Here is a 19,926-nt window from a genome sequence, read left to right on the forward strand (position 1 = left end):
GGTTAGTCATTTATATTATGCAGCCTTGCTTACCCAAGAAGTGCATTCAACATCCATACATGCTTTTCAAGATCGGATTGAATGCCGATGAATAAATCATTTGTAGGCTCGTCCCCAGCAGCTTGCGCCGCTTCTTGAGCTACGCCGCATTCTGCAATCAATTGATTGAAGTCTTTAATAAGCTGCTTTACCATTTCTTCTCCTGTTTCATTGCCTGTCGCTTCTTGCAGTGTTGTATGCTCCAAATATTGCTTCACTGTTGCGTATGGTCTGCCTCCAATTGTAAGCAAGCGCTCAGCTACATCATCCATCTTCGCCGTAATTTCATTATAGAATTCTTCGAATTTCTCATGCAGGGTGAAGAACAATGGACCTTTTACATACCAGTGGTAGTTATGAAGCTTCACATACAATACATTCAAGTTTGCCACTTGTTGATTCAACAGAGATTGAAGTTTTTCGTTATTTGCCATAATCGATACGCCTCCTAATTGATATCAATTTCTTATTGATAATAATTCTAAAGTAATATTAACTATTTTTCAAGCCTTTCTTACACAAACCTGTTTGGTAATATTTTCTGGTGAAACTTGTATCTTTTCCTTACCAAGGATACTGCTCGGCTACTATATATGTACCCGTGTCCACGTGAAATGAATCATCGCAACACGGCGTCCCATAAGGACTTGAGGCCATTAGTGTAACGCAAGCTCTTCCAATCAGCTATGACACTTCATACACGCAAAATTGAAAATTCTCCAATATTATGTGTCCCTAGCGCATAGATCATACCCTTGTTTTAGATGTAGATTAGAACATCAGTTGCAGCGCATCGCGGCCTTTCATGCCTACAAATATGCCCAAATTTCCCGCTTCATGGGTAATGGATTCAAGCGGAGCTTCGAGCAGTTGCTCCAGTGTTCGCACACCAACGGCGCGCCCTGCAATAATCCCTCGATCTTGCAGCTTCGTATTCAACAACTCTACATCAAGCGCCCCGCACATGATGTACCCCTTATCTGTAGAGATAGACAATAGTGTCGTTTTGGGCAACAATACTTCTACGCCCAACACGGTTTGTTCGCCAATATGCATGGGTATTAACCGTATCACTCCAAATGCCTCCTTCTTGTCATAACAGGATGGTATCATCTTATGCATTTACCGTATTTTTGGAACGAATGAGTCGAGAATCAATATTTAGTACTAATGAACTATATTTGTCGGAATTTCTCCCGTATTATAATGTAATCATCTAGGCAAAATGTCCAGGTTGGAGGAATTACAGATCATGCTTTATCCTACTTCATCTCAACGATCCGTCTTCAAGTTCAATGTAGACATCCTTGTACAAGGCGAATCCAACGTGGCTGCGCTAGAAGCTTTGCTGCAACTGCTGCAGCAGCACCCTGACATTCTGGATGCTCGTGTCCAATCTGGGAGTGAGCTCGGTTCTTTGTTGGAGCTTGCCGAAGCTATGCAGCAGCATAATATGAAGCAATCACCGTTTGACAAGCTGACTCAGACGCATGCAGCTCAGGCCAGTTCCACGACTGTTGATACTCGGATGGACAGCCCCGCAGCTCGGACTCATAGCAAGAAAAATGCAACAGGCTCCGGGTCCACAGCGGACAAAGCATTACAAAACGCAGCCAATGAACCTAAACAGACTAACAAGCAACAAGCCGATGATGCCCGCCTGCAGGATGTTGAAAAGCAGCTTCGGAACTACATCGATCAGAATTGCTTACTGCGCTTGCGCATTAACAAAGGAAAAGGCATAACGATGAGTCTCCCCTGCCGAATCCTCAATTATGACGCCTCGAATCAGCTGCTGAACGTATACCATGTCGATGAAAAGCAGGTATACGCTTTTAATCTGAATGAAATAGAAGACATGCAGCCCTAATTCTATAGCTCATGAATGCACAACAGCCGCAATGAAGTCAGATCAGTCGACTCCCATTGCGGCTGTTGCATTTCTCGTTGATTCACTTATGTATTCAGCATTGTACTGTTCCCAGCATGCTGCGAATGTTTGCGGAATAGCGATTCAAAGCTACTTCGCGGCAATGGAGGACTGAAATAATAGCCCTGTATATTGTCGCAGTGGTTATTTTGTAAAAATACCAGCTGTTCCTTCGTCTCTACTCCCTCAGCAATCACTTGCATGTTCATATTGTGCCCTAAGGCAATAATTGCGGATACAATTGCAGCGTCATTCGGATCCTGCTGCAAATCACGGACGAAGGATCGATCAATTTTCAAACGATGAATCGGGAAATTTTTCAAATAGTGAAGAGAACTATAACCTGTCCCGAAATCATCAATACTGATTGCCACACCCATATCCTTCAATTTGCGCAATGTTTGAGATGCACGAGACACTTCCATTGTCATGCTTTCTGTAATTTCCAAATCTAAATATTGCGGCTCCAAACCGGTGCGCCGCAGTACATCCTGAACCGTCTCCGTTAAGTTGTTCATTTCAAATTGTCTAACCGACAGATTGACGGATACTGGAATACGTTCAAGCCCTTTGTCCTGCCACTTCTTATTTTGTCTGCAGGCTTCTTCCATGATCCAAGTTCCTAGTGATACGATGAAGCCGTTCTCCTCGGCCAAGGGAATAAATTCCCCCGGAGGAATAAGCCCACGCTCAGGATGGTTCCAGCGTACAAGAGCTTCCATCCCTACAATGCGGCAAGTAGACATATCTACCTGCGGCTGGTAATAGAGCTCGAATTCGCCTCTTGTGAGTGCCTTGCGCATGTCATGCTCTAATGTAATGCGCTCAAGCGGACGATCGTTCATGCCTGGAACGAAAAAAAGGTATCCGTTCTTCCCCAGTTCCTTTACCCGGGACAAGGCATAATCCGCTTGCTGAACGGCAAGACCTGCATCATGAATGCGCATATCTTCATGGATAAGCTTCACGCCAATGCTCATCGTAACGTGAACGGGGATATCGTTCAATTCGAACGGCTCCTCCAACACCGATAATAGTAGACGAATACGTTCAGTTACTTCGTCCTCAGAGCCTGCATTCGTCATGAAGCAGATGAATTCATCGCCCTCCATCCGGGCAATGACGTCATTTTCTGTCATCGACCTGAGCAATCTATCCGCAATTTGCATAAGAAGCATATCGCCGAAGTCCGTGCCAAAAGTATCGTTAATGCGCTTAAACCTATCAAGATCCATGTATAGCACTGCAACGGAAAATGAGGCATAAGCGGCCATTTCAAGTGCTTCCTCCAACCGCTGCATGAACATGCGCCGATTCGGTAAACCTGTCATATCATCATAATAAGCCATGTAACGAATGCGTTCTTCCATATATCGATTCGGACTTGGATCTCGAAGGCTTACTGAAAAGATCACATCCTGCTCGGAGTAATGTGACAATAAAGGCAGCTGAGCCATTTGAATGACCCAGTCCTGAGGAAATCCATCCTTAGAACAACTAACAACTTCCAGTTCCACTTCTTGCCCGCTCATCGCCTGAGGCATTGCCCGAAGGAGCTTCGTACAATCCCGTTCCTCCATCCATTGACTAATCGAGCGGGGTGGCACATCAAATCCAGTCACCTCTTGAAAGGAAGGGTTCATCCCCTCAACCTCTCCATTTTGGCGAACAAATAGCATCGGAACAGGCAGATGATCGTAATAAGACTTCCAAGTTGGCTGCTCGGAGGAATCCGGCGCAATCTTTGCATCTGAAGGATGATGTGCCTGTTTGAGCCCCTGGTCGTAAGAAGATTTAAGCTTCGCAGCTGCAGCATATCCAAGCATCGCTGTTAATAGCACAAGCATCCACAATCGCGCCGTTCCTTCCAGCTGAAGCAAAGCCAACCCTGTACATACGATTGCCGTAATTAAAGAGACAGCCATTACAATTAAAGCACATCGAATTGAGCGATCCCGCTTCTGCAATTGCCGTTCATTCTGTACCTTACGGTCACTCACTAAGTATCTTCCTTCCAGCGTTGAAGTCAATACGAACGATCATCGACGTGCAGCAAGAGCAAGCATCAACCAACCAGCGATGAATGCAACTCCTCCAATCGGTGTAATCGCTCCTAGCACTTTGATCCCCGTAAAGCAAAGCAGATACAAGCTGCCAGAGAACACAATGATACCGATAAATATCAGCCTTGCTGACCATGCAGCCTTTTTCTGATCAGCCAGTTTATCTGCCAATATTGCAATAAAAAGCAATCCAAGCGCGTGCGCCATATGGTATTGAACAGCTGTCTCGAAAGTCGCCATCCGCTCCGGCGTCAGCAGCCCCTTCATGACATGCGCCCCAAATGCCCCAAGAGCGACAGATAAAAGCATATTTATACTTCCTATAATTGTATAGCGTCGCAACATGATGTTCGCCCCTTCATGCCACATTTCGGCAATTTTTAACTATATTAGATACGTTACTATATTATCTGAATTACTGTGGTTTTTCCACTAACAATTCAAGTGGGACAAGGCGTTCTCAGCCTGTGGTTTTATTTTCCTCTTTTAGATGGGCGGAAATGATCCCATGCATGCCGGAGAGCAACAATCGGATGTTTATACAGCATTTTGGGTCCTACTTCACGCATGACACGCTGAATGGCGTCACGCTTATCTGGCTTGTAGCAATGCACGGTACAACGCTCACAAGTCGTCTTGCTCTCACCGAATCGGCAATGAGTAAGTCGCTTCCATGCATAGGCGAGCAATTCATTGCAGTTGGGGCATAAACTGCAATGCCCATGATCTCCATTTTCATAATGAGACATTTCTGATAAATGATGATTACGACAATATATGCGAATCATCAATAGAACAGTCCGCTTTTCTCTCCGTATTCTCGGCCCTTCGGTGCTATCGTGCGCTGTATGCGGCACTGGAGGCAGGGGCATGCTTTCTTGTGGTTGGTGTTGTTTTGTCATTTTGATCGACCTCAACATTTCGCTTCATTATATATATGAGGTAATCATATCGATTTGGAGGAACACATCATATGACATTGATAACATAAGTATGGACAAGGGTTGTCCATACAGCAATTCCTCGATCCATCGTGATCTACAGATGCGCTGTCGGCACAATTCACATGTACGTCCTCTTCAGAACTATTTACTTATTTATCGGTTGTTTTTCAAATTTTTGTTAGATCATTTTAGTCAGTTTGGCAAGGTGAGAAAGAAGGTGGACATCATATAGACATTCCCGTTCAATATAAAAAAATCCGCAACGCCCTGCTTATAGCAGATTGCTGCGGATTGGCGGATTGCGAAGTTGTACTTACTTGTACTGACTGGTCGAAACTTTTAGTAAACAGCTACATCACGGTTTATTTCTCGCTGTCGCTGCGATTGTTACTGTTACTATTGCTGTTATTAATCAGTTCCTGCAAGCCGGCACTCTCCTCAGTCCGTTCCGGATTCCCTATACTCTCTACATAATGCTGAAGCATGGACAGCTTATTATCCCAATAACGGTCATAATAGGCCAGCCATCGCTTCAATACCAACAGCGGATCCGGATCGAGCCGGTATCTGACCTCTCTGCCGATCTTTCGATCCTTCACAAGTCCCGCTTCTGCAAGAATTCGCAAGTGCTTGGACACTGCAGTTCGAGTCATGGGGAAATGCCCGCTTATGACTGTAACTGGAAGCTCGTTATCTGCGAGCAGTTCCAGCAGCTTGCGCCTTGTAGGGTCTGCTATCGCCTGAAAGACATCATGCTTCGGTGCAGATGCTCCCATGTTACGCCTCAATGTAGGACCGCAGCTTCTGAACCAGACCGTCCCATCCACTGTTCATGCGCTCGCGTACGATCGCATGCGATTCGCCAAACTCTGTAACTCCCTCTGGACTCCACCCAGAGTGAATTAAGGTAAATTCCGTTGCCCCGTTCATTTCGGCCAAGGCAAACGTCAGCGTCCAGTCTTTGCCCCAACGGAATGACAAACGATTTGGCGGGTCTAGCTCTGTCACCTTGCATGGTGAATTCCCGAACGGCCCTGCATTCAAATGAAATTCATAACCTAGCTCAGGCCGAAAATCATTTGGCATAAACCAGGCAGCTATTCCTTCCGATGTGGCTACTGCGTCCCACACCTTCTGGATCGGTGCGTTCAATGTAATCGTTTTGCGGATATCTTGTGGAGATTGAGATGCTTGATTTGTCATGGATGTCAGTCCTCCAGTTCATCATTGTATTGTCAGCATGTACCAACGATAAGTACATTATTACGGAACCAAATGGTTTCGTATTGGTGTTATGATTATAGGATACCAAATGGTTTCATGTCAAACCTAGCATTCTCTCCCACTTTTATAAATGTAGATTTTTCGTTACTCTGCAAGCTTTAAGGAAGCTAAGCTGAATCGACCCAGAGCTGCTTCTATACATGAAGCAAGTCTGGATCGTTCGAAGTCTCGTGCGAAGCGCTATGCAACCGTGACAATAATAGGCTTTTGCTTCGTAATAATAATCGTATGCTCGAATTGTGCGGCAATACTTCCATCCGGTGTGCATAATGTCCAGCCGTCAGCCTGCTGTACTGCATGATCCGCACCTGTTGATAAAAATGGCTCAATCGTAATGACCATGCCTTCCTTCAAGATCCTCGTATCAAGTCGATTATAGATCGGAAGAATGCTTGGCTCTTCATGCACCGCTCTGCCTACGCCATGACTGCACAAATTTTGAATGACCGTATATCCTCCTTGTTCAGCAGCCTTCTCAAACATTTTCCCAATTGTGTTTATTTTCACCCCGTGTTTCAATGAAGAAATGACCTTCATCATCGTTTCTTGCGTATATCGGCACAATGCAGTAATTTTCGTATCTAGAGGCGCAAGTTGAAACGATTGTCCCGAATCGGCCACAAATCCATTCTTCTTCGCGCATACATCCACGTTCACTAAATCCCCAGGTTTTAGAACCCGCTTGCCAGGTATTCCATGCGCAACTTCTGTATTTACACTGATGCACGAATGTCCGGGAAAGTTATAATCTTTCATTGGTGCAGACACTGCCCCATGGCGGGCCAGAATTTCACCGCCGATTTCATCCAACTCCTTGGTCGTCATCCCTGGTCTTGCACTTTTCTTCATTTCTTGTATAGTCAACGCTACAATTTTGCCGATTTCCTTCAATCCTTGTACTTCTTCTTCTGAACCAACAGTCATCCTATGTCCCTCCTTTTCTTCATTTACATCTTACTCTGAAATAGGTTGTCAAGTACCTTGTATTGTATCACAACCTGTTCGTCTACCTCATTTGTAAATATCGTACGCATACGACACTCTGCATGCTGAGATCGCGCTGCTGGCACAGCACTCGTTTCATTATCCCGGCAACCCGTGAATATATTGATCATAACTAGCAGCACAGGCATTAGTTAATACGTCCAACAGGAGGTGTCAGCCATTGAATGAACGGACGTTCATTGTGTCCCGCGAGGACTGGTCGCTCCATCGCAAAGGCTATCAAGATCAAGCGCGCCATCAACAGAGGGTGCGTGAAGCGATAAAGCAAAACCTGCCCGATCTTGTTACCGAAGAGAACATTATCATGTCCGATGGCAAGCAAATCATTAAAGTTCCTATTCGCAGTCTGGACGAATTCCGATTCGTCTATAACTTCAACAAGAAGAAGCATGTCGGTCAGGGAGACGGTGACAGTGAGGTTGGAGATGTGCTCGGCACGGACAGTTCATCTCAAGGGCAAGGAAAGGGAAAGCAGGCTGGCGATCAGGCCGGTGCGGATGTTATTGAGGCTGAGATCAGTATCGAAGACTTGGAAACCATGCTGTTCGACGAATTGGAGCTGCCTAATCTTCAGCAGAAAGACAAAGAACAGGTCGAGGTTACCGATATTCGATTCAATGACATCCGTAAGAAGGGCATTATGTCCAACATAGACAAGAAGCGTACGATTTTAGAAAATTTGCGGCGCAATGCCCTAACCGGCAAGCCTGGCATTCACCACATCAGCCCTGACGACCTGCGCTACAAGACGTGGGAGGAAATCATTAAGCCGCAATCGAGTGCCGTCATTATTGCGATGATGGACACCTCTGGTTCCATGGGCAGCTTCGAAAAGTATTGTGCGCGCAGCTTCTTCTTCTGGATGACGCGCTTCTTGCGCAAGCAGTATGAGAAGGTCGAATTGGTATTCATTGCCCACCATACCGAAGCCAAGGAAGTAACCGAAGAGGAGTTCTTCACACGTGGCGAGAGCGGCGGCACGATCTGCTCATCCGCTTATGTGAAGGCGCTGGAGATCATCGATTCACGTTTTCCGCCTGCCAGCTACAATATTTATCCATTCCATTTCTCTGACGGTGACAACCTAACGAGCGATAACGAGCGCTGTGTGAAGCTGATCGGCCAAATCCTAAAGAGAGCCAACATGTTCGGCTACGGCGAAGTAAATCAATACAACCGCAGCAGCACCCTCATGTCTGCCTACCGCAATATTCAACTGCCCCATTTTATGCACTATGTCATTAAGGAAAAGGGAGAGGTGTACCGGGCGCTGAAGCACTTTTTTAAAAAACAGCCGGGAGGGAGCCGTACATGAGTGCAAATAACATGCAGGAATTAGAGTATGCCATCGACGAAATTACCGAAATCGCCGAGGGCTTCGGACTCGATTTCTATCCGATGCGCTATGAAATTTGCCCGGCCGAAATCGTTTATACATTTGGGGCTTACGGCATGCCTACCCGGTTTAGTCACTGGAGTTTTGGTAAATCCTTCCATAAAATGAAGATGCAATATGACTTCGGGCTAAGCAAAATCTACGAGCTCGTCATTAATTCTAATCCGTGTTACGCCTTCCTGCTAGAAGGCAATTCACTCATCCAAAACAAGTTAATTGTGGCGCATGTGCTCGCTCACTGCGATTTTTTCAAAAATAACGCCCGCTTCTCGAATACAAACCGTAATATGGTAGAGAGCATGTCCGTTACGGCTGAACGTATCAATCAATATGAGATGGAGTATGGCACGCAAGCGGTGGAAAGCTTCATCGACGCAGTGCTCGGCATACAGGAGCATATCGATCCGAATGTCGTCAAGCCGCGCAATCTCGATAAGGAGCGTTATATGGAGCTGAAGCAGCGCGAGCTGCGGGAAGCACAGCCAAGCAAGCCTGGCCGATACGATGACTTGTGGGAGCTGGACAATGGAGGCTCTGCTGCTAAACCATCCAAGTCAAATCTCCATGAGTTTGCGAACCGCCCTTTCCCTCCAGAGCCGGAGAAGGACATCATCTGGTTCATTCAGCAGTTCTCGCCCGTTCTGGAGGATTGGCAGCGCGATATGATGTCCATGCTGCGCGATGAAATGCTCTACTTCTGGCCGCAAATCGAGACAAAGATCATGAACGAAGGCTGGGCTTCGTATTGGCATCAGCGTATTATCCGCGAACTTGATTTAAGCAGCGAAGAAACGATTGAGTATGCAAAGCTGAACAGCTCCGTCGTACAGCCGTCGCGCCATAGCCTGAACCCTTATTATTTGGGAATCAAGCTGTTCGAGGATATAGAGAAGCGCTGGGATAATCCTACCAAGGAAGAACGGGAACGGTATGGCCGTCAGCCCGGCCAAGGCCGCGCCAAAATCTTCGAGGTGCGTGAGCTCGAATCCGATCAATCGTTCCTTCGCAATTATTTGACGAAGAAGCTGACCGAGGAACTGGATCTGTACATCTTTGAGAAAAAGGGGCCAGAGTGGAAAATAACCGATAAGTCCTGGGAAAATATTCGTGATCAGCTCGTCTATTCACGCGTCAACGGGGGATTCCCCTACATTACAGTTGAGGATGGAGACTACCAGCGTTCCGGCGAGCTGTATCTCATGCATCAATATGAAGGCGTTGAGCTGGATTTGAAATACGTAGAGCGGACGCTGCCTTATGTGTTTACCCTGTGGGGCAAGCCAGTACACGTAGAAACGACCGTCGATGACAAGCATGTTGTATTCACCTACGATGGCAAGAAGGTGTCACGGAAGTTTATTTAGCCTTAAAAGTCAATGAAGCTGGCCTCCTTAAAGGGGCCAGCTTTTTAACAAATATCTCAATGGAAAATTGAATCTGAGCCTAACTTTTCATCGCATTCACCGCTTAATTATTTGATCTTGCGGAAATTAAGTCAGGTAATTAATATGTCTATCCCTAAAGGTACTTTGGAACAAAACTTTAAACATAAATCTGTCGTAGAGCTCGAAGATCTCGTACAGTTCATCGAAGATCACTTTGGCTATCATGAAACACTAAGCAAAAAAGTTGATACCGTCCCCTTTCAGAGGAACAAAAACAGAAGCTGACATCGTTATCTTCAAAAATCCGCATGTGCTTTATCAACTCAAACAAGCCAACGATGATCGTCATAAAGGAATCTCAACTTGTAGTGATGGCGAAGAAAAATTTGCTCAATTGTTAGATGAGGTCTTACATGACAAATCGTAAGTATCGTGTGCTGTGGACAAGCTACGCTGAGTAGCCCTAGCTCGCATGAAGCCTTATAAAATCTATCCTTTGAATATCTTTCGTTGCTCGAAAGATGTACTGAGTAATCTTCCACATGAATCTTTACTTACATCATTTCGGGATACGGTTCGCATGCTTCTATCTGATTATGAAGAGGAAAAAGAATGGCTTCGATTGAACGGTACTCTCCTGAACGTATAATGAAGACCAACCCAAAAGCTTTTGCTAAAGGTTGGTCTTTTCATTTTCCTGCTCCACTATCCCCTTTAATCAGTTGTCCTGTTGAATCTTAAGTTCTGGCAATAATTCACTGATATACTGGTTCTTAATTTTCCTATTCCTTTTTGTTGTGGTTGGGGAATTACAACAATACAGGATTAGCAGATGTTTTTCCATCTTCAGCCTTAGATTATTTCATCAAGAACTGATTTTGGTTTTGAGCCGTATTTTTTTATTTCATTGTTCACCTCTCAAATTATGACTACGGCTAATAAATGAAGAAGCCAACTCCCTAAAGTTGGCTTCTACGGGTTTAAGTTTGAACAGCAGGACGTAGACCCAATACATCATTTCTCGGTCCACCTTCGTACAGGCTGCGATAACATTGCTCAGTCTTGTTGGTTACCGACATTATTCCACCACGATCGTAAAGGTGTTAATGGCTCCATCCATCTTCGGCTCCTCCAGCAGCTCCACGTTGCCTTTCTTCCGATCATACCGATATATTCCGCGCTTATCCTTCTTCCGGCCAGTCAGGGACAGTAGTATGATTGAACATTCTAAATTCTTCTTGGTTGCCTGGAACTTCTTCTTGGATAACCACAAATCCCCCGTTTTTCCCGATTATTTTCGAGGACTGGCTACTTTACAATGACAAAGAGTTTTGATTTCTGGATATACGAATAAAGATCCGTCCCAATCAACTTGGAGGATAACTCAAATGTCGCTAGGATTGTTTGTATAGTTTTCGAAGTTTGGCGATTGACCCATAGTAATTTGCACAACATCCTCAAGTTTATGCTATTCTCAAGTTAAAAAGAGCCGAGGAGTGTATCTCCACGACTGGGACTGACCCCCGTTTGTGAGACAGGGATCAAAACACCTTACAAGTTTAAGCAGCCAGTCGTCGAAAATTAATCGGCGACTGGTTATTTAGTTTCGTTTGAATGCGAATTGAGTTATAGTAAGTAATGTAATCTCGAACGATCTGCTCAACGATGGCGGTCGTTGTACAGGTAATTTTTTCGAGATAGAACGTTTCAGACTTTAGTGTGGAATGAAACGATTCGATGGGGGCATTATCAGCGGGCGTTCCCTTGCGGGACATGCTCATGGTAATGCCTTTTGCTTTTATTGCTTCTTGATAAACCTGAGACGTATATACACTTCCTTGATCGCTGTGAAGCATCATATCTGAACGTAGCGGAAACTGATTCAGCGTATCAAGAACAAAAGAAGTGTCTTGCTTGTCTGCTATACTGTAAGCCACGATCTCTCCGTTATACAAGTCTAAAATACTTGATAAGTATAGTGTTTTTCCGCCGTAAGGCAAATACGTAATATCAGTCACGAGTTTTTGCATCGGAGCAATTGCTTGAAATTGACGCTTTAACAGGTGTTCCGCGACATGTGCTGGCTGTCCAGTAGGTTTGCGTTTCTTCACTTTAACTCGGCATTGTAGTCCTTCACGTTGCATAATTCGCTGTACACGTTTGTGATTAATTTGTTGTTCCATTCGAAGGAGTGACGTGATCTTTCGGTACCCATAACGGAATTTATGTTCCGTACAGAGCTCTCGAATTTTCCCTACGGCATTATCTACACGCTTAGCTCTGCAAGATGATTTCCAACGATAATAATTAGATCGAGGAATCCCTAACCATGCACAGGCTTGAGTAATACTTATTTCTCCTCGAATGGACTCCATCCAAGCGATGACTACTTCAGGTGACACCTCCTTTCCAACTCCTTGTACTTTTTTAGAACCTCTAACTGCTGCTTAAGAAAACGATTCTCTGCTTTCACTTTTTCAAGCTCTGATAGATATTCTGGGCCTTTGCCGTAGCTGTATTGCTTACCTACTGGCTGCTCCAGGCGATAGAGTTCACCTTCCCGATACCATTTCATCCAGACTTTTAACTGAGTCTCATTTTTGATGTTTAGCTCGTTCATTACTTCTTTCACAGGAATACCAGCTAATCTCATTTCGATTGCTTTCAATTTCACTTCCGCCGGGTAACTCACTCTAGTTGCCAACGCAAAAACACCTCCAAGATTGTCTCCCTTATCTTACGATATAAGGATATTTCTCTTAAAGGTGTTTTGATTTGTCTCACGTTATGGGGTCAGTCCCACTCTTATAATCAAACATATTCTGTTTTTACTGGTTATTCTTCGTTTTCAGTCACTTCAAAGCCATCTTCAAGTTAACTATATTTTTGCTTGATTTCAGCCATCCACGCTGGAAGTTTGGAAGTTAGCGTCATATTATGCTTTAACAAATTGCCAGCCGTTTGATTAGTTGCCGTACTAAAATTAACACTGCTAATGAGTTCATTTATGTAAGGAACAACATCGGGCTGTGAAATAGAATATGAATTCACTGATTTGCCAAGTAATTTTCTATCTAGCCCCCACTCCGAAGCAAAATCAATAACCGCTTTGTGCAGCTTACTTGCTTTCCAAACTTCAAATGCCTCGTCAAAGTTTAAATCGCTCGATAAGTGACCAGGCACAAGCTCAGTATCCACAAATTCCTTCAATAACTGTGCTTGCTCGTATTCCCCCATGTTACTCAACTCTTGAATTTGTTCATAAATAATACGGAGTGTTTCACTATCTACCGTTTGCACGCCGTTCGGTGAAGTAACTTTTGAACCAACTAAACGAAGAATATGATTCGCGTCGATTACTTGTGTTCCCGCTAACTTCGTTTTCCCAACAAGCGTATTAACCGGTGTTGGTGGAGGTGGAGTTCCTGGCTTCCACGTTAAGTTTTTATACGCACCAACATACTGCAACCATGTATGCTCATCAATACCAAATAATATATCATTCCACTTAAATTCATAGTATTGTTCTACCAAATTCAACTGCTCAGCAGCATCTTTAAAAGCAAGGATAAATGCTTCCTTTTTCTCCTCATCATGTTCAATGGTCTGCCATTCAGTAGGATCAGGTAAAGTCGAAATCATTTCCGCAACTTTTATTGCCAATTTCTTTACAGCCGTTTCATAGGTATCAACAATTGCCTTACTGCTCTTACCACCGCTTCCATACAGCTTCAAAGCTTGATTTACGAGTTGCTCGGTAAGCCGTGGGTATTGGAAGTTGACAATTGTTCCAAACTCTTTATTTGAGCCAAACACACGATTTGTTCGTGAATAGGCTTGAATCAAACCTTGAAGTTCAAGTGTACGGTCAACATAAAGCGTATTCAAACGCTTAGAGTCGTAACCTGTCAGCAGTTGATCCGCCACAATTATTAGGTCTATATTCTTAGGATTTCGTCCGCTGCCGCCTCGAGTACCACGCTCCACGACATCTTCAAAGTAAGCATCCTCGCCATGCTTTTTATCACCAACAATAAACTCAATGCCAGTAAATGCAGCGTAGTCCTTAAACATACCTTTGACAATTTTAGGGTCTAGTGGCGCAGGATCATTTTCGTTACCGAAACTAAACGTCATCGCCACGTTTAACTTTTCTCCACGATCTGTCAGTTGTTTCTTGAACTCTTCATAATAAGCAATCACACGATTTTTATAGGCAACTGTCAAAATAGCATTAAATTCTCTACCTTGTGATTGTGATTCCCAGTTACTCAGAATTTCTTCAACTACACGCGGGATATGTGTTTCATCTTGGTATTTAAACAATTCTCGTTTTTTAGCTTGCTTTTCAAGGTCAGCTTCTGACAATTCTTGAACTTGGCGTTCAATTTCTCTGTCAGTCAATTCAGGGTGCTCTTCCTTCATTTTCTCAGCTAGCTGCTCTCTTAAATCATCATAACTCTTGAATTCCCCAGTGTTGATATAGTCAACGTGAAATCCTAATACGTTTTTATCCGCTATCGCCTCATCAATCGTATATTGATGTAACTTAGGTCCGAATAACTTTTCAGTCGTATTGATGACTTCGCTTTGTTCATTAACCTTTCCTTTGATCTTATTTTCATCAAATAAAGGGGTACCAGTAAAGCCGAAGAAGAGCCCATTTTTCTTGAAATAGCGCTTAATGGTTCCCATCATCTGCCCCATTGTCGTACGGTGGGCTTCATCGATGATAAACACGATTTTCTTAACTGCTAAACTAGCATCATGAGCTTCTTCCAGTTCTTTCACTAAAGAATTCAGTTTGAATGTTGTCGTTACCACTATTCCGTTTTTAACTGACTTAAGTATCTTTTTTAGTTGGTAGGTGTGCTTCGTATCATCAACGGAGACGGACTCGTATGCAGCGTATGCTTTGAAGTTTTCACTGGTACGATTGTCTAGCTCGCGCCTATCAACAAGGAAGACGACTTTATCAAATCCGGCTCTAGTCGATAGAAACAAAGCCGTCTTAAAACTCGTAATCGTTTTCCCCGAACCAGTAGTATGCCACACAAAACCGCCGTGAGGGATTTTTTCATCATTATCCCATCCAAATGCTGCCCCTTCAACCGCTTGTAAAGCGTGGACTTGATAGGGGCGCATCAGCATATGACGCCTGTTTTCTTCTTCTTTCGCTTCGTCAATGACTAAGTAATCTCCGACCATCTGATGTGCCATTGGAATCATCAAGAATTGCTTAATCACGTTTTCCCAATCGTTTACTACATTATTTGCTTTGTCCGCCCAATGAAAGACAAAACTAGGGTTAAAGTCTCCCTCTGTTTTTGGAGTCGCGAAATATCGAGTGGCAATTTCAGAAGTGATAACCATCATCTGCGAAAAAGCCATAAAGTTATTGCTATATTCGCCGTCACGATAGTAGCGCATAAACTGTCCAAATGCCTCATCTAGCGTTTTGTCCGTACGTTTTTGCTCAATATTGATTAAAGGTAAGCCGTTGATAAGTAAGACAATATCAAAACGGTTGTTGTTCGGTGTCTGTACTTCTCTTGCAATCCTATAGCTTGAGTCCCCGCCTCGCACTTCGGCTTTTTTGAAAATCGTCAACGTGATTTGTTTTCTTGTGATTTTGGGATTGTCATCACGGTAAATGCCGTCAATTTTTCCTTTTGATTCTTCAATGGCTAATATCTTCGCGGCTTCGTAGCTGTTGCTGATTTGATTGACTTTTGCCATAACTTGACGGAATTCGTTATCTGTCAATTCAATACCTTCCAGTTGATCGACATTGATACGGTTGAGTTCACCGCGCCAGTGAGTGACTAAATCAGCAACGGTTACTTTTTGAATATTCCCGTTAAGAGAGTCAGGCGCTTCCCATTTATATTTTTGCAGTTCTTTGACAAAATTCTCTTGAAACGTTTTCTCCGCTGCGCTTTTCGGCACATTGCTCATGACTTACGCCCCCCTCTATACAAACATCTCATGTAGGTATGCTTTTTTCATATTTTGTAGTTTTTGCAACTTACGCTGATGAAGGGTGATGAGGTTGTCGAGTTGTGCAAAGAAGTCACCTATTTTCTTTTGTTCTTCTTCACTTGGTAGCATAATCTCTTGATTTTTTACTAAATCAGAATTCAAGTTAACTTGACTACCAGGCTGTCCGTATTTTTGCCATTTCGGGCGGAACATCTCCAACCACTGGAACATGAATTCACGATCAAATTTTGGATTTTGGAAGATTAAGAATCCATCGTGTACACCAGTCTTAACGTAGTTCACAACAGGTTTTCCAACCGTTGCAGCGATGCTCAATAATAAATGTGGTTCAGTTAATACACGAGTTTTTTCTTGCCCAGCTTTTGATATACGTTGTTCAAGATAATGAATACGTCCGGCTTGCTCTGTTACATCAGCAATTCGTAACCATCCGATATCAGATTTATTATCAAACCATTTCGGGTCTTGAATTGGACGAGGACTCGCACCACGTACAATATCAGCTAATTCCCCTAACTTACGCTGTTCCCAAGCTTGAGTAAATCCTGCAAATCTCCGTTTAGGTTCACGTTCACCTTCAACGGGAAACATTTCAGAAAGATAAGCAGATTTCAATGCTTTCATCTTTTCTAACTTACGCTGATGAAGGGCGATAAGGTTGTCAATACACTTAAAAAACTTACCAATTTGTACTTGTTCGTCTCCTTCCGCTGGGACAGATACTTTCATATCAGCCAGATCATTTGAATTGATTGCGGGATAACTTGTACCAGTACATCTATCTAATACCGCACTGACAAACTGTTCGTTTTGTACCAGACTCAGCAAAAAGTATCCATCACCATAAGGACGCATTTGAGCATATCCTGTTGAGAAAACGTAGTTATTACACGGTTTATCAAATAAATAGTTATTCTTTTGATATGGTCTAACTGTTTGATAAAACAAATCGCCTTGGCGTGCAAGTCGCTGTGCCCTTGATGGAGCAGTGGCTTTTTTTTCCTCCCTATGTGCAATCATTTCTGTGCCTACGACTGACTCCAAATCTACATATTCAAATGTTTCTGGTAGTTCTGCTTTCGGATTAAACTCCGTAATGGTTCTCAACTTACGCTGTTCCCAAGCACGAGTATTTTGAAACTCCTTAAATCGCCTTTGTGGCACTGCATTTGTTTGTTCCGTCATTATCCCACCACCAAGTCACTCATCAATGCTTCTAACGCTGATTCCAAGCTACGAGTTTCTTCGTCAATCGCTGACAACGTATCGGCATAGCGATTGTGCAACATTTGTAGCGTGCTCAGCTCTGTTTTTATCGGTATCACTACTAAACCAACCATAGCGTCCACGGTGTTACCGAACCATTTTTCATACATCAAGTTGTCTATTTCTTCGTCTGTCAGAGTTAAGATGTGTTCTTGCACGGCTTCCTTGAGCGCTTTTTCATCCGCTTTCACGGCTTTGCTCAGCGCTGATTTATCAGCCAATAACTTCTCCACTTTTTTCAGTAGGTTATATTCAATTGTTCCTTTGCTTGCCTTTTTTAACTCAGCTTTGATTGATTTATTGTCAAAAGCCTCACCAGCTTCATTCAGGCTTTCACCTAAAGCATTAGCTTCATCACTGTCTTCAACTTTTGCAGCTTCAACCAAGTCTGACAGCTCCGTTTCCATCTCTTGAATGCGCATATTCTTTGACTCGATTTCTTTTAACTCATCACTATATAGACGTCTCGCTATCAACTCATTGGGTACAATACTACCAACCCAGCCGTCTTGCTCTACACGTTTATTATTTCCCGTTCCCTTCGTTACCATATTCGGCTCGCGAGTGCGTCCTGCTGTATAGAAATCACTTAAGGCGATGATTTCCGTATCATGCGTCAGTGCATGTTTCCAAATCTCAGCCACAACCTGATATCCGTCATAGATATTAATATATTGGAACGCTGATAAAATCACCTTGATTTCAACAAGCATTTCATCCATCAACTGAGTCAAACGACTGCTTTTGTCTACCTTTCGTAAAACATCCCAATATTTATCGATATAAGATTTTACCTTGCTTTCGATTTCTTTTGATCTTTCAACAATGCGCGAGTCGTTCAATATATCCACAGAAATTTCAGCAACTGGTTTCAAAAGTTCAACATAGCCGTCACGAATTTCTCTCACAGATTGTCTTAACACATCTGGCACTATAGACTGCAAAATCTTCAAGTCGTCAATGTTCGTTCGAGGAATTCCACCAAGTAGGTGAGCATCCACATCATGAGGAATTTCTTCGTCAATTGCCTCAATATAGCGAGGAATATTCATGTTGTACTCATTTTTCAGTATTTCCTCACGAGTTGCTAAATGGCTATACCCTTTCTCTTCTCTACGTTCCACATACGTATCCACAATTTTAGCGATGTCTTTTTCTCTTAGAACGTTTTGTTTTCCTACTTTCATATAGCTGCGAGAAGCATCAATGAGTAAGACAGGTTCACCGATTTTTCTATTCTTCTTCAAAATGATTACAACGACTGGTATGCCTGTATTGGTAAATAAATTATTTGGCAAGCCGATGATGGTATCAATATAGTTCTTCTCAAGCAATCGTTCACGAATTTCGCCTTCCGATGAACCACGGAATAGAACCCCGTGAGGCAAGACAATTGCCATTGTGCCGTGTTGACCCAAGTGGAATAATCCGTGCAAAAGAAATGCAAAGTCGCCTTTAGAGTCTGGTGGCAACACCCCTGCAATTTCAAAACGAGGGTCGCTGACTTTCAACCCTGCTTTATTCCAATTTTTGGCAGAATAGGGTGGATTCATGACCACCGCATCAAATTGCACGCCTTCATTTGGACGCTCTGGATCTTCAGGCCAGTCTTGAGAAAGTGTATCGCCGTTTTTAACGGTCATCTTCTCAGGACGAACACCATGAAGCAACAAGTTCATACGAGTTAAGTTATAGGTTGCTGTATTCTTTTCTTGCCCGTAATAGCTTAAAACCTTCTGTGCATCTGCATCTAAATGCTTCTTTACCGTCAATAGTAGTGAACCAGAACCGACAGTCGGGTCGTAGATGGACTTGATGTCAGATGTTTTCGCTACGATCTGTGCCATAACTTCACTGACTTGTCGTGGCGTGTAGAATTCACCGGCTTTCTTCCCCGACTCCATTGCAAACTGACCGATGAGGTATTCATATGCATCACCCAGAACATCGCCTTTTTGTAAGGCTACCATGTTCAAATCTGCAAACAGCAAGATCAATGCCTTAATATTTTTGCTACGTTCATTTAAGCTGCTACCTAAAGCAGTATCCGTTAAATCAAGCGCAGAACTTGAGAACAAGCCTTTGAAATCATCCGCATCTCTAGACACGGCAATTGTACGTTCGAAGTTATTAAGGCTATCCGTTACTTTTTGAACTTCAAAATCTCCTGAATTGATGTCTTTTAACCAAGTCTGATAGAGATACTCAGGCGAAACATAGTAACCTAACATACCTTGAATCATTTTATCTAGCTGTTCGCCGTATTCTGCTCTTGCCTTTGCGTATTCCTCAACTAATTCGAATTCATTCATTTTTCCTAAACCACTGGACGTTCTAAATGTTTCTAAAGTCTTATCACTTAAAAACTTGTAGAACATTAACCCGAGCATATAATCTTTGTATCGGCTGGCATCCATTGAACCACGCAGTTCATTTGCCCCGTCCCATAATCTGCGTTTAATTTCTTCTGATGTAATCACTTCGTATACTCCCTTGATTTTTTTATTTTTTAGCTCAATAATTTCGACTATATCAAGTACCAAACATATATCATCACACTTATATCTGACGAGAAATAACCTAAGGATGAAAATGGAAAAACATCTGCTAA

Annotated in this window: 16 protein-coding genes; 3 read left to right on the forward strand and 13 right to left on the reverse strand. The window is 43.3% G+C overall.

What is annotated here, in order from left to right; all coding sequences use genetic code 11:
- Window positions 1-29 precede the first annotated feature (29 nt).
- Window positions 30-473 (reverse strand): Dps family protein, encoded by a 444-nt coding sequence (locus tag ACQ5BJ_RS19510; RefSeq protein ID WP_005551270.1) that lies wholly within the window; start codon window positions 471-473, stop codon window positions 30-32.
- Between the two features lie 337 nt (window positions 474-810).
- Window positions 811-1,113: a YunC family protein gene (locus tag ACQ5BJ_RS19515; protein ID WP_005551272.1), complete on the reverse strand. Its 303-nt coding sequence runs from the start codon at window positions 1,111-1,113 to the stop codon at window positions 811-813.
- Between the two features lie 178 nt (window positions 1,114-1,291).
- On the opposite strand from ACQ5BJ_RS19515, the gene ACQ5BJ_RS19520 reads away from it, so the two are divergent.
- Window positions 1,292-1,909 carry a hypothetical protein gene (locus ACQ5BJ_RS19520; RefSeq protein ID WP_005551274.1) on the forward strand — a complete coding sequence of 206 codons (618 nt, stop codon included), beginning with the start codon at window positions 1,292-1,294 and terminating at the stop codon, window positions 1,907-1,909.
- Between the two features lie 86 nt (window positions 1,910-1,995).
- Here ACQ5BJ_RS19520 and ACQ5BJ_RS19525 read toward each other — a convergent pair whose 3' ends face one another.
- From ACQ5BJ_RS19525 to map, 6 genes are all read right to left on the reverse strand, one after another.
- A complete protein-coding gene (locus ACQ5BJ_RS19525) occupies window positions 1,996-3,969 on the reverse strand; it encodes a putative bifunctional diguanylate cyclase/phosphodiesterase (protein ID WP_430112025.1) in 1,974 nt (657 codons plus the stop codon).
- 39 nt (window positions 3,970-4,008) lie between these two features.
- Window positions 4,009-4,377: a DUF423 domain-containing protein gene (locus tag ACQ5BJ_RS19530; RefSeq protein WP_040737014.1), complete on the reverse strand. Its 369-nt coding sequence runs from the start codon at window positions 4,375-4,377 to the stop codon at window positions 4,009-4,011.
- A gap of 128 nt (window positions 4,378-4,505) precedes the next feature.
- On the reverse strand, window positions 4,506-4,952 hold the full coding sequence (locus ACQ5BJ_RS19535) for a nitrous oxide-stimulated promoter family protein (RefSeq protein ID WP_430112027.1): 447 nt from the start codon (window positions 4,950-4,952) through the stop codon (window positions 4,506-4,508).
- A gap of 386 nt (window positions 4,953-5,338) precedes the next feature.
- Entirely contained in the window at window positions 5,339-5,752 is a 414-nt protein-coding gene (locus ACQ5BJ_RS19540) for an ArsR/SmtB family transcription factor (protein WP_430112028.1), read from the reverse strand.
- 1 nt (window position 5,753) lies between these two features.
- Window positions 5,754-6,179: an SRPBCC family protein gene (locus tag ACQ5BJ_RS19545; protein WP_430112029.1), complete on the reverse strand. Its 426-nt coding sequence runs from the start codon at window positions 6,177-6,179 to the stop codon at window positions 5,754-5,756.
- Between the two features lie 261 nt (window positions 6,180-6,440).
- Window positions 6,441-7,184: a type I methionyl aminopeptidase gene (gene map / locus ACQ5BJ_RS19550; protein ID WP_430112031.1), complete on the reverse strand. Its 744-nt coding sequence runs from the start codon at window positions 7,182-7,184 to the stop codon at window positions 6,441-6,443.
- A 241-nt stretch (window positions 7,185-7,425) separates the two neighbouring features.
- On the opposite strand from map, the gene yhbH reads away from it, so the two are divergent.
- Window positions 7,426-8,580, forward strand: a complete 1,155-nt coding sequence (gene yhbH, locus ACQ5BJ_RS19555; protein ID WP_005551281.1) for a sporulation protein YhbH — start codon at window positions 7,426-7,428, stop codon at window positions 8,578-8,580.
- Entirely contained in the window at window positions 8,577-10,025 is a 1,449-nt protein-coding gene (locus ACQ5BJ_RS19560) for a SpoVR family protein (RefSeq protein WP_268621751.1), read from the forward strand. Before yhbH ends, ACQ5BJ_RS19560 begins: the two co-directional genes overlap by 4 nt.
- A gap of 1,099 nt (window positions 10,026-11,124) precedes the next feature.
- Here the strand turns inward: ACQ5BJ_RS19560 and ACQ5BJ_RS19565 are convergent.
- From ACQ5BJ_RS19565 to ACQ5BJ_RS19585, 5 genes are all read right to left on the reverse strand, one after another.
- Window positions 11,125-11,319, reverse strand: coding sequence for a hypothetical protein (locus ACQ5BJ_RS19565; protein ID WP_430112033.1), 195 nt, complete (start codon window positions 11,317-11,319; stop codon window positions 11,125-11,127).
- A 286-nt stretch (window positions 11,320-11,605) separates the two neighbouring features.
- A protein-coding gene (locus tag ACQ5BJ_RS19570) for an IS3 family transposase (RefSeq protein ID WP_430112034.1) occupies window positions 11,606-12,750 on the reverse strand; the annotation gives its coding sequence in 2 pieces (ribosomal slippage) (window positions 11,606-12,477 and window positions 12,477-12,750; 1,146 coding nt in all).
- Window positions 12,751-12,920: 170 nt separating this feature from the next.
- Entirely contained in the window at window positions 12,921-16,004 is a 3,084-nt protein-coding gene (locus tag ACQ5BJ_RS19575; RefSeq protein WP_430112036.1) for a type I restriction endonuclease subunit R, EcoR124 family, read from the reverse strand.
- Window positions 16,005-16,019: 15 nt separating this feature from the next.
- Window positions 16,020-17,234, reverse strand: coding sequence for a restriction endonuclease subunit S (locus ACQ5BJ_RS19580; protein WP_430112038.1), 1,215 nt, complete (start codon window positions 17,232-17,234; stop codon window positions 16,020-16,022).
- The gene (locus ACQ5BJ_RS19585) at window positions 17,234-19,795 is read right to left on the reverse strand and encodes a type I restriction-modification system subunit M (RefSeq protein ID WP_430112039.1); all 2,562 of its coding nucleotides are present in this window, start codon (window positions 19,793-19,795) and stop codon (window positions 17,234-17,236) included. Before ACQ5BJ_RS19585 ends, ACQ5BJ_RS19580 begins: the two co-directional genes overlap by 1 nt.
- Between the last annotated feature and the right edge of the window lie 131 nt (window positions 19,796-19,926).

This window comes from Paenibacillus sp. B1-35 (genome assembly GCF_050474385.1).
Taxonomy (GTDB): domain Bacteria; phylum Bacillota; class Bacilli; order Paenibacillales; family Paenibacillaceae; genus Paenibacillus_B; species Paenibacillus_B alvei.

Coding starts and splice junctions, on each gene's coding strand:
- ACQ5BJ_RS19535 (WP_430112027.1), bottom strand. CDS start 4,952: ATGTTGAGGTCGATCAAAATGACAAAACAACACCAACCACAAGAAAGC.
- ACQ5BJ_RS19510 (WP_005551270.1), bottom strand. CDS start 473: ATGGCAAATAACGAAAAACTTCAATCTCTGTTGAATCAACAAGTGGCA.
- map (WP_430112031.1), bottom strand. CDS start 7,184: ATGACTGTTGGTTCAGAAGAAGAAGTACAAGGATTGAAGGAAATCGGC.
- ACQ5BJ_RS19575 (WP_430112036.1), bottom strand. CDS start 16,004: ATGAGCAATGTGCCGAAAAGCGCAGCGGAGAAAACGTTTCAAGAGAAT.
- ACQ5BJ_RS19540 (WP_430112028.1), bottom strand. CDS start 5,752: ATGGGAGCATCTGCACCGAAGCATGATGTCTTTCAGGCGATAGCAGAC.
- ACQ5BJ_RS19520 (WP_005551274.1), top strand. CDS start 1,292: ATGCTTTATCCTACTTCATCTCAACGATCCGTCTTCAAGTTCAATGTA.
- ACQ5BJ_RS19580 (WP_430112038.1), bottom strand. CDS start 17,234: ATGACGGAACAAACAAATGCAGTGCCACAAAGGCGATTTAAGGAGTTT.
- ACQ5BJ_RS19530 (WP_040737014.1), bottom strand. CDS start 4,377: ATGTTGCGACGCTATACAATTATAGGAAGTATAAATATGCTTTTATCT.
- ACQ5BJ_RS19560 (WP_268621751.1), top strand. CDS start 8,577: ATGAGTGCAAATAACATGCAGGAATTAGAGTATGCCATCGACGAAATT.
- ACQ5BJ_RS19545 (WP_430112029.1), bottom strand. CDS start 6,179: ATGACAAATCAAGCATCTCAATCTCCACAAGATATCCGCAAAACGATT.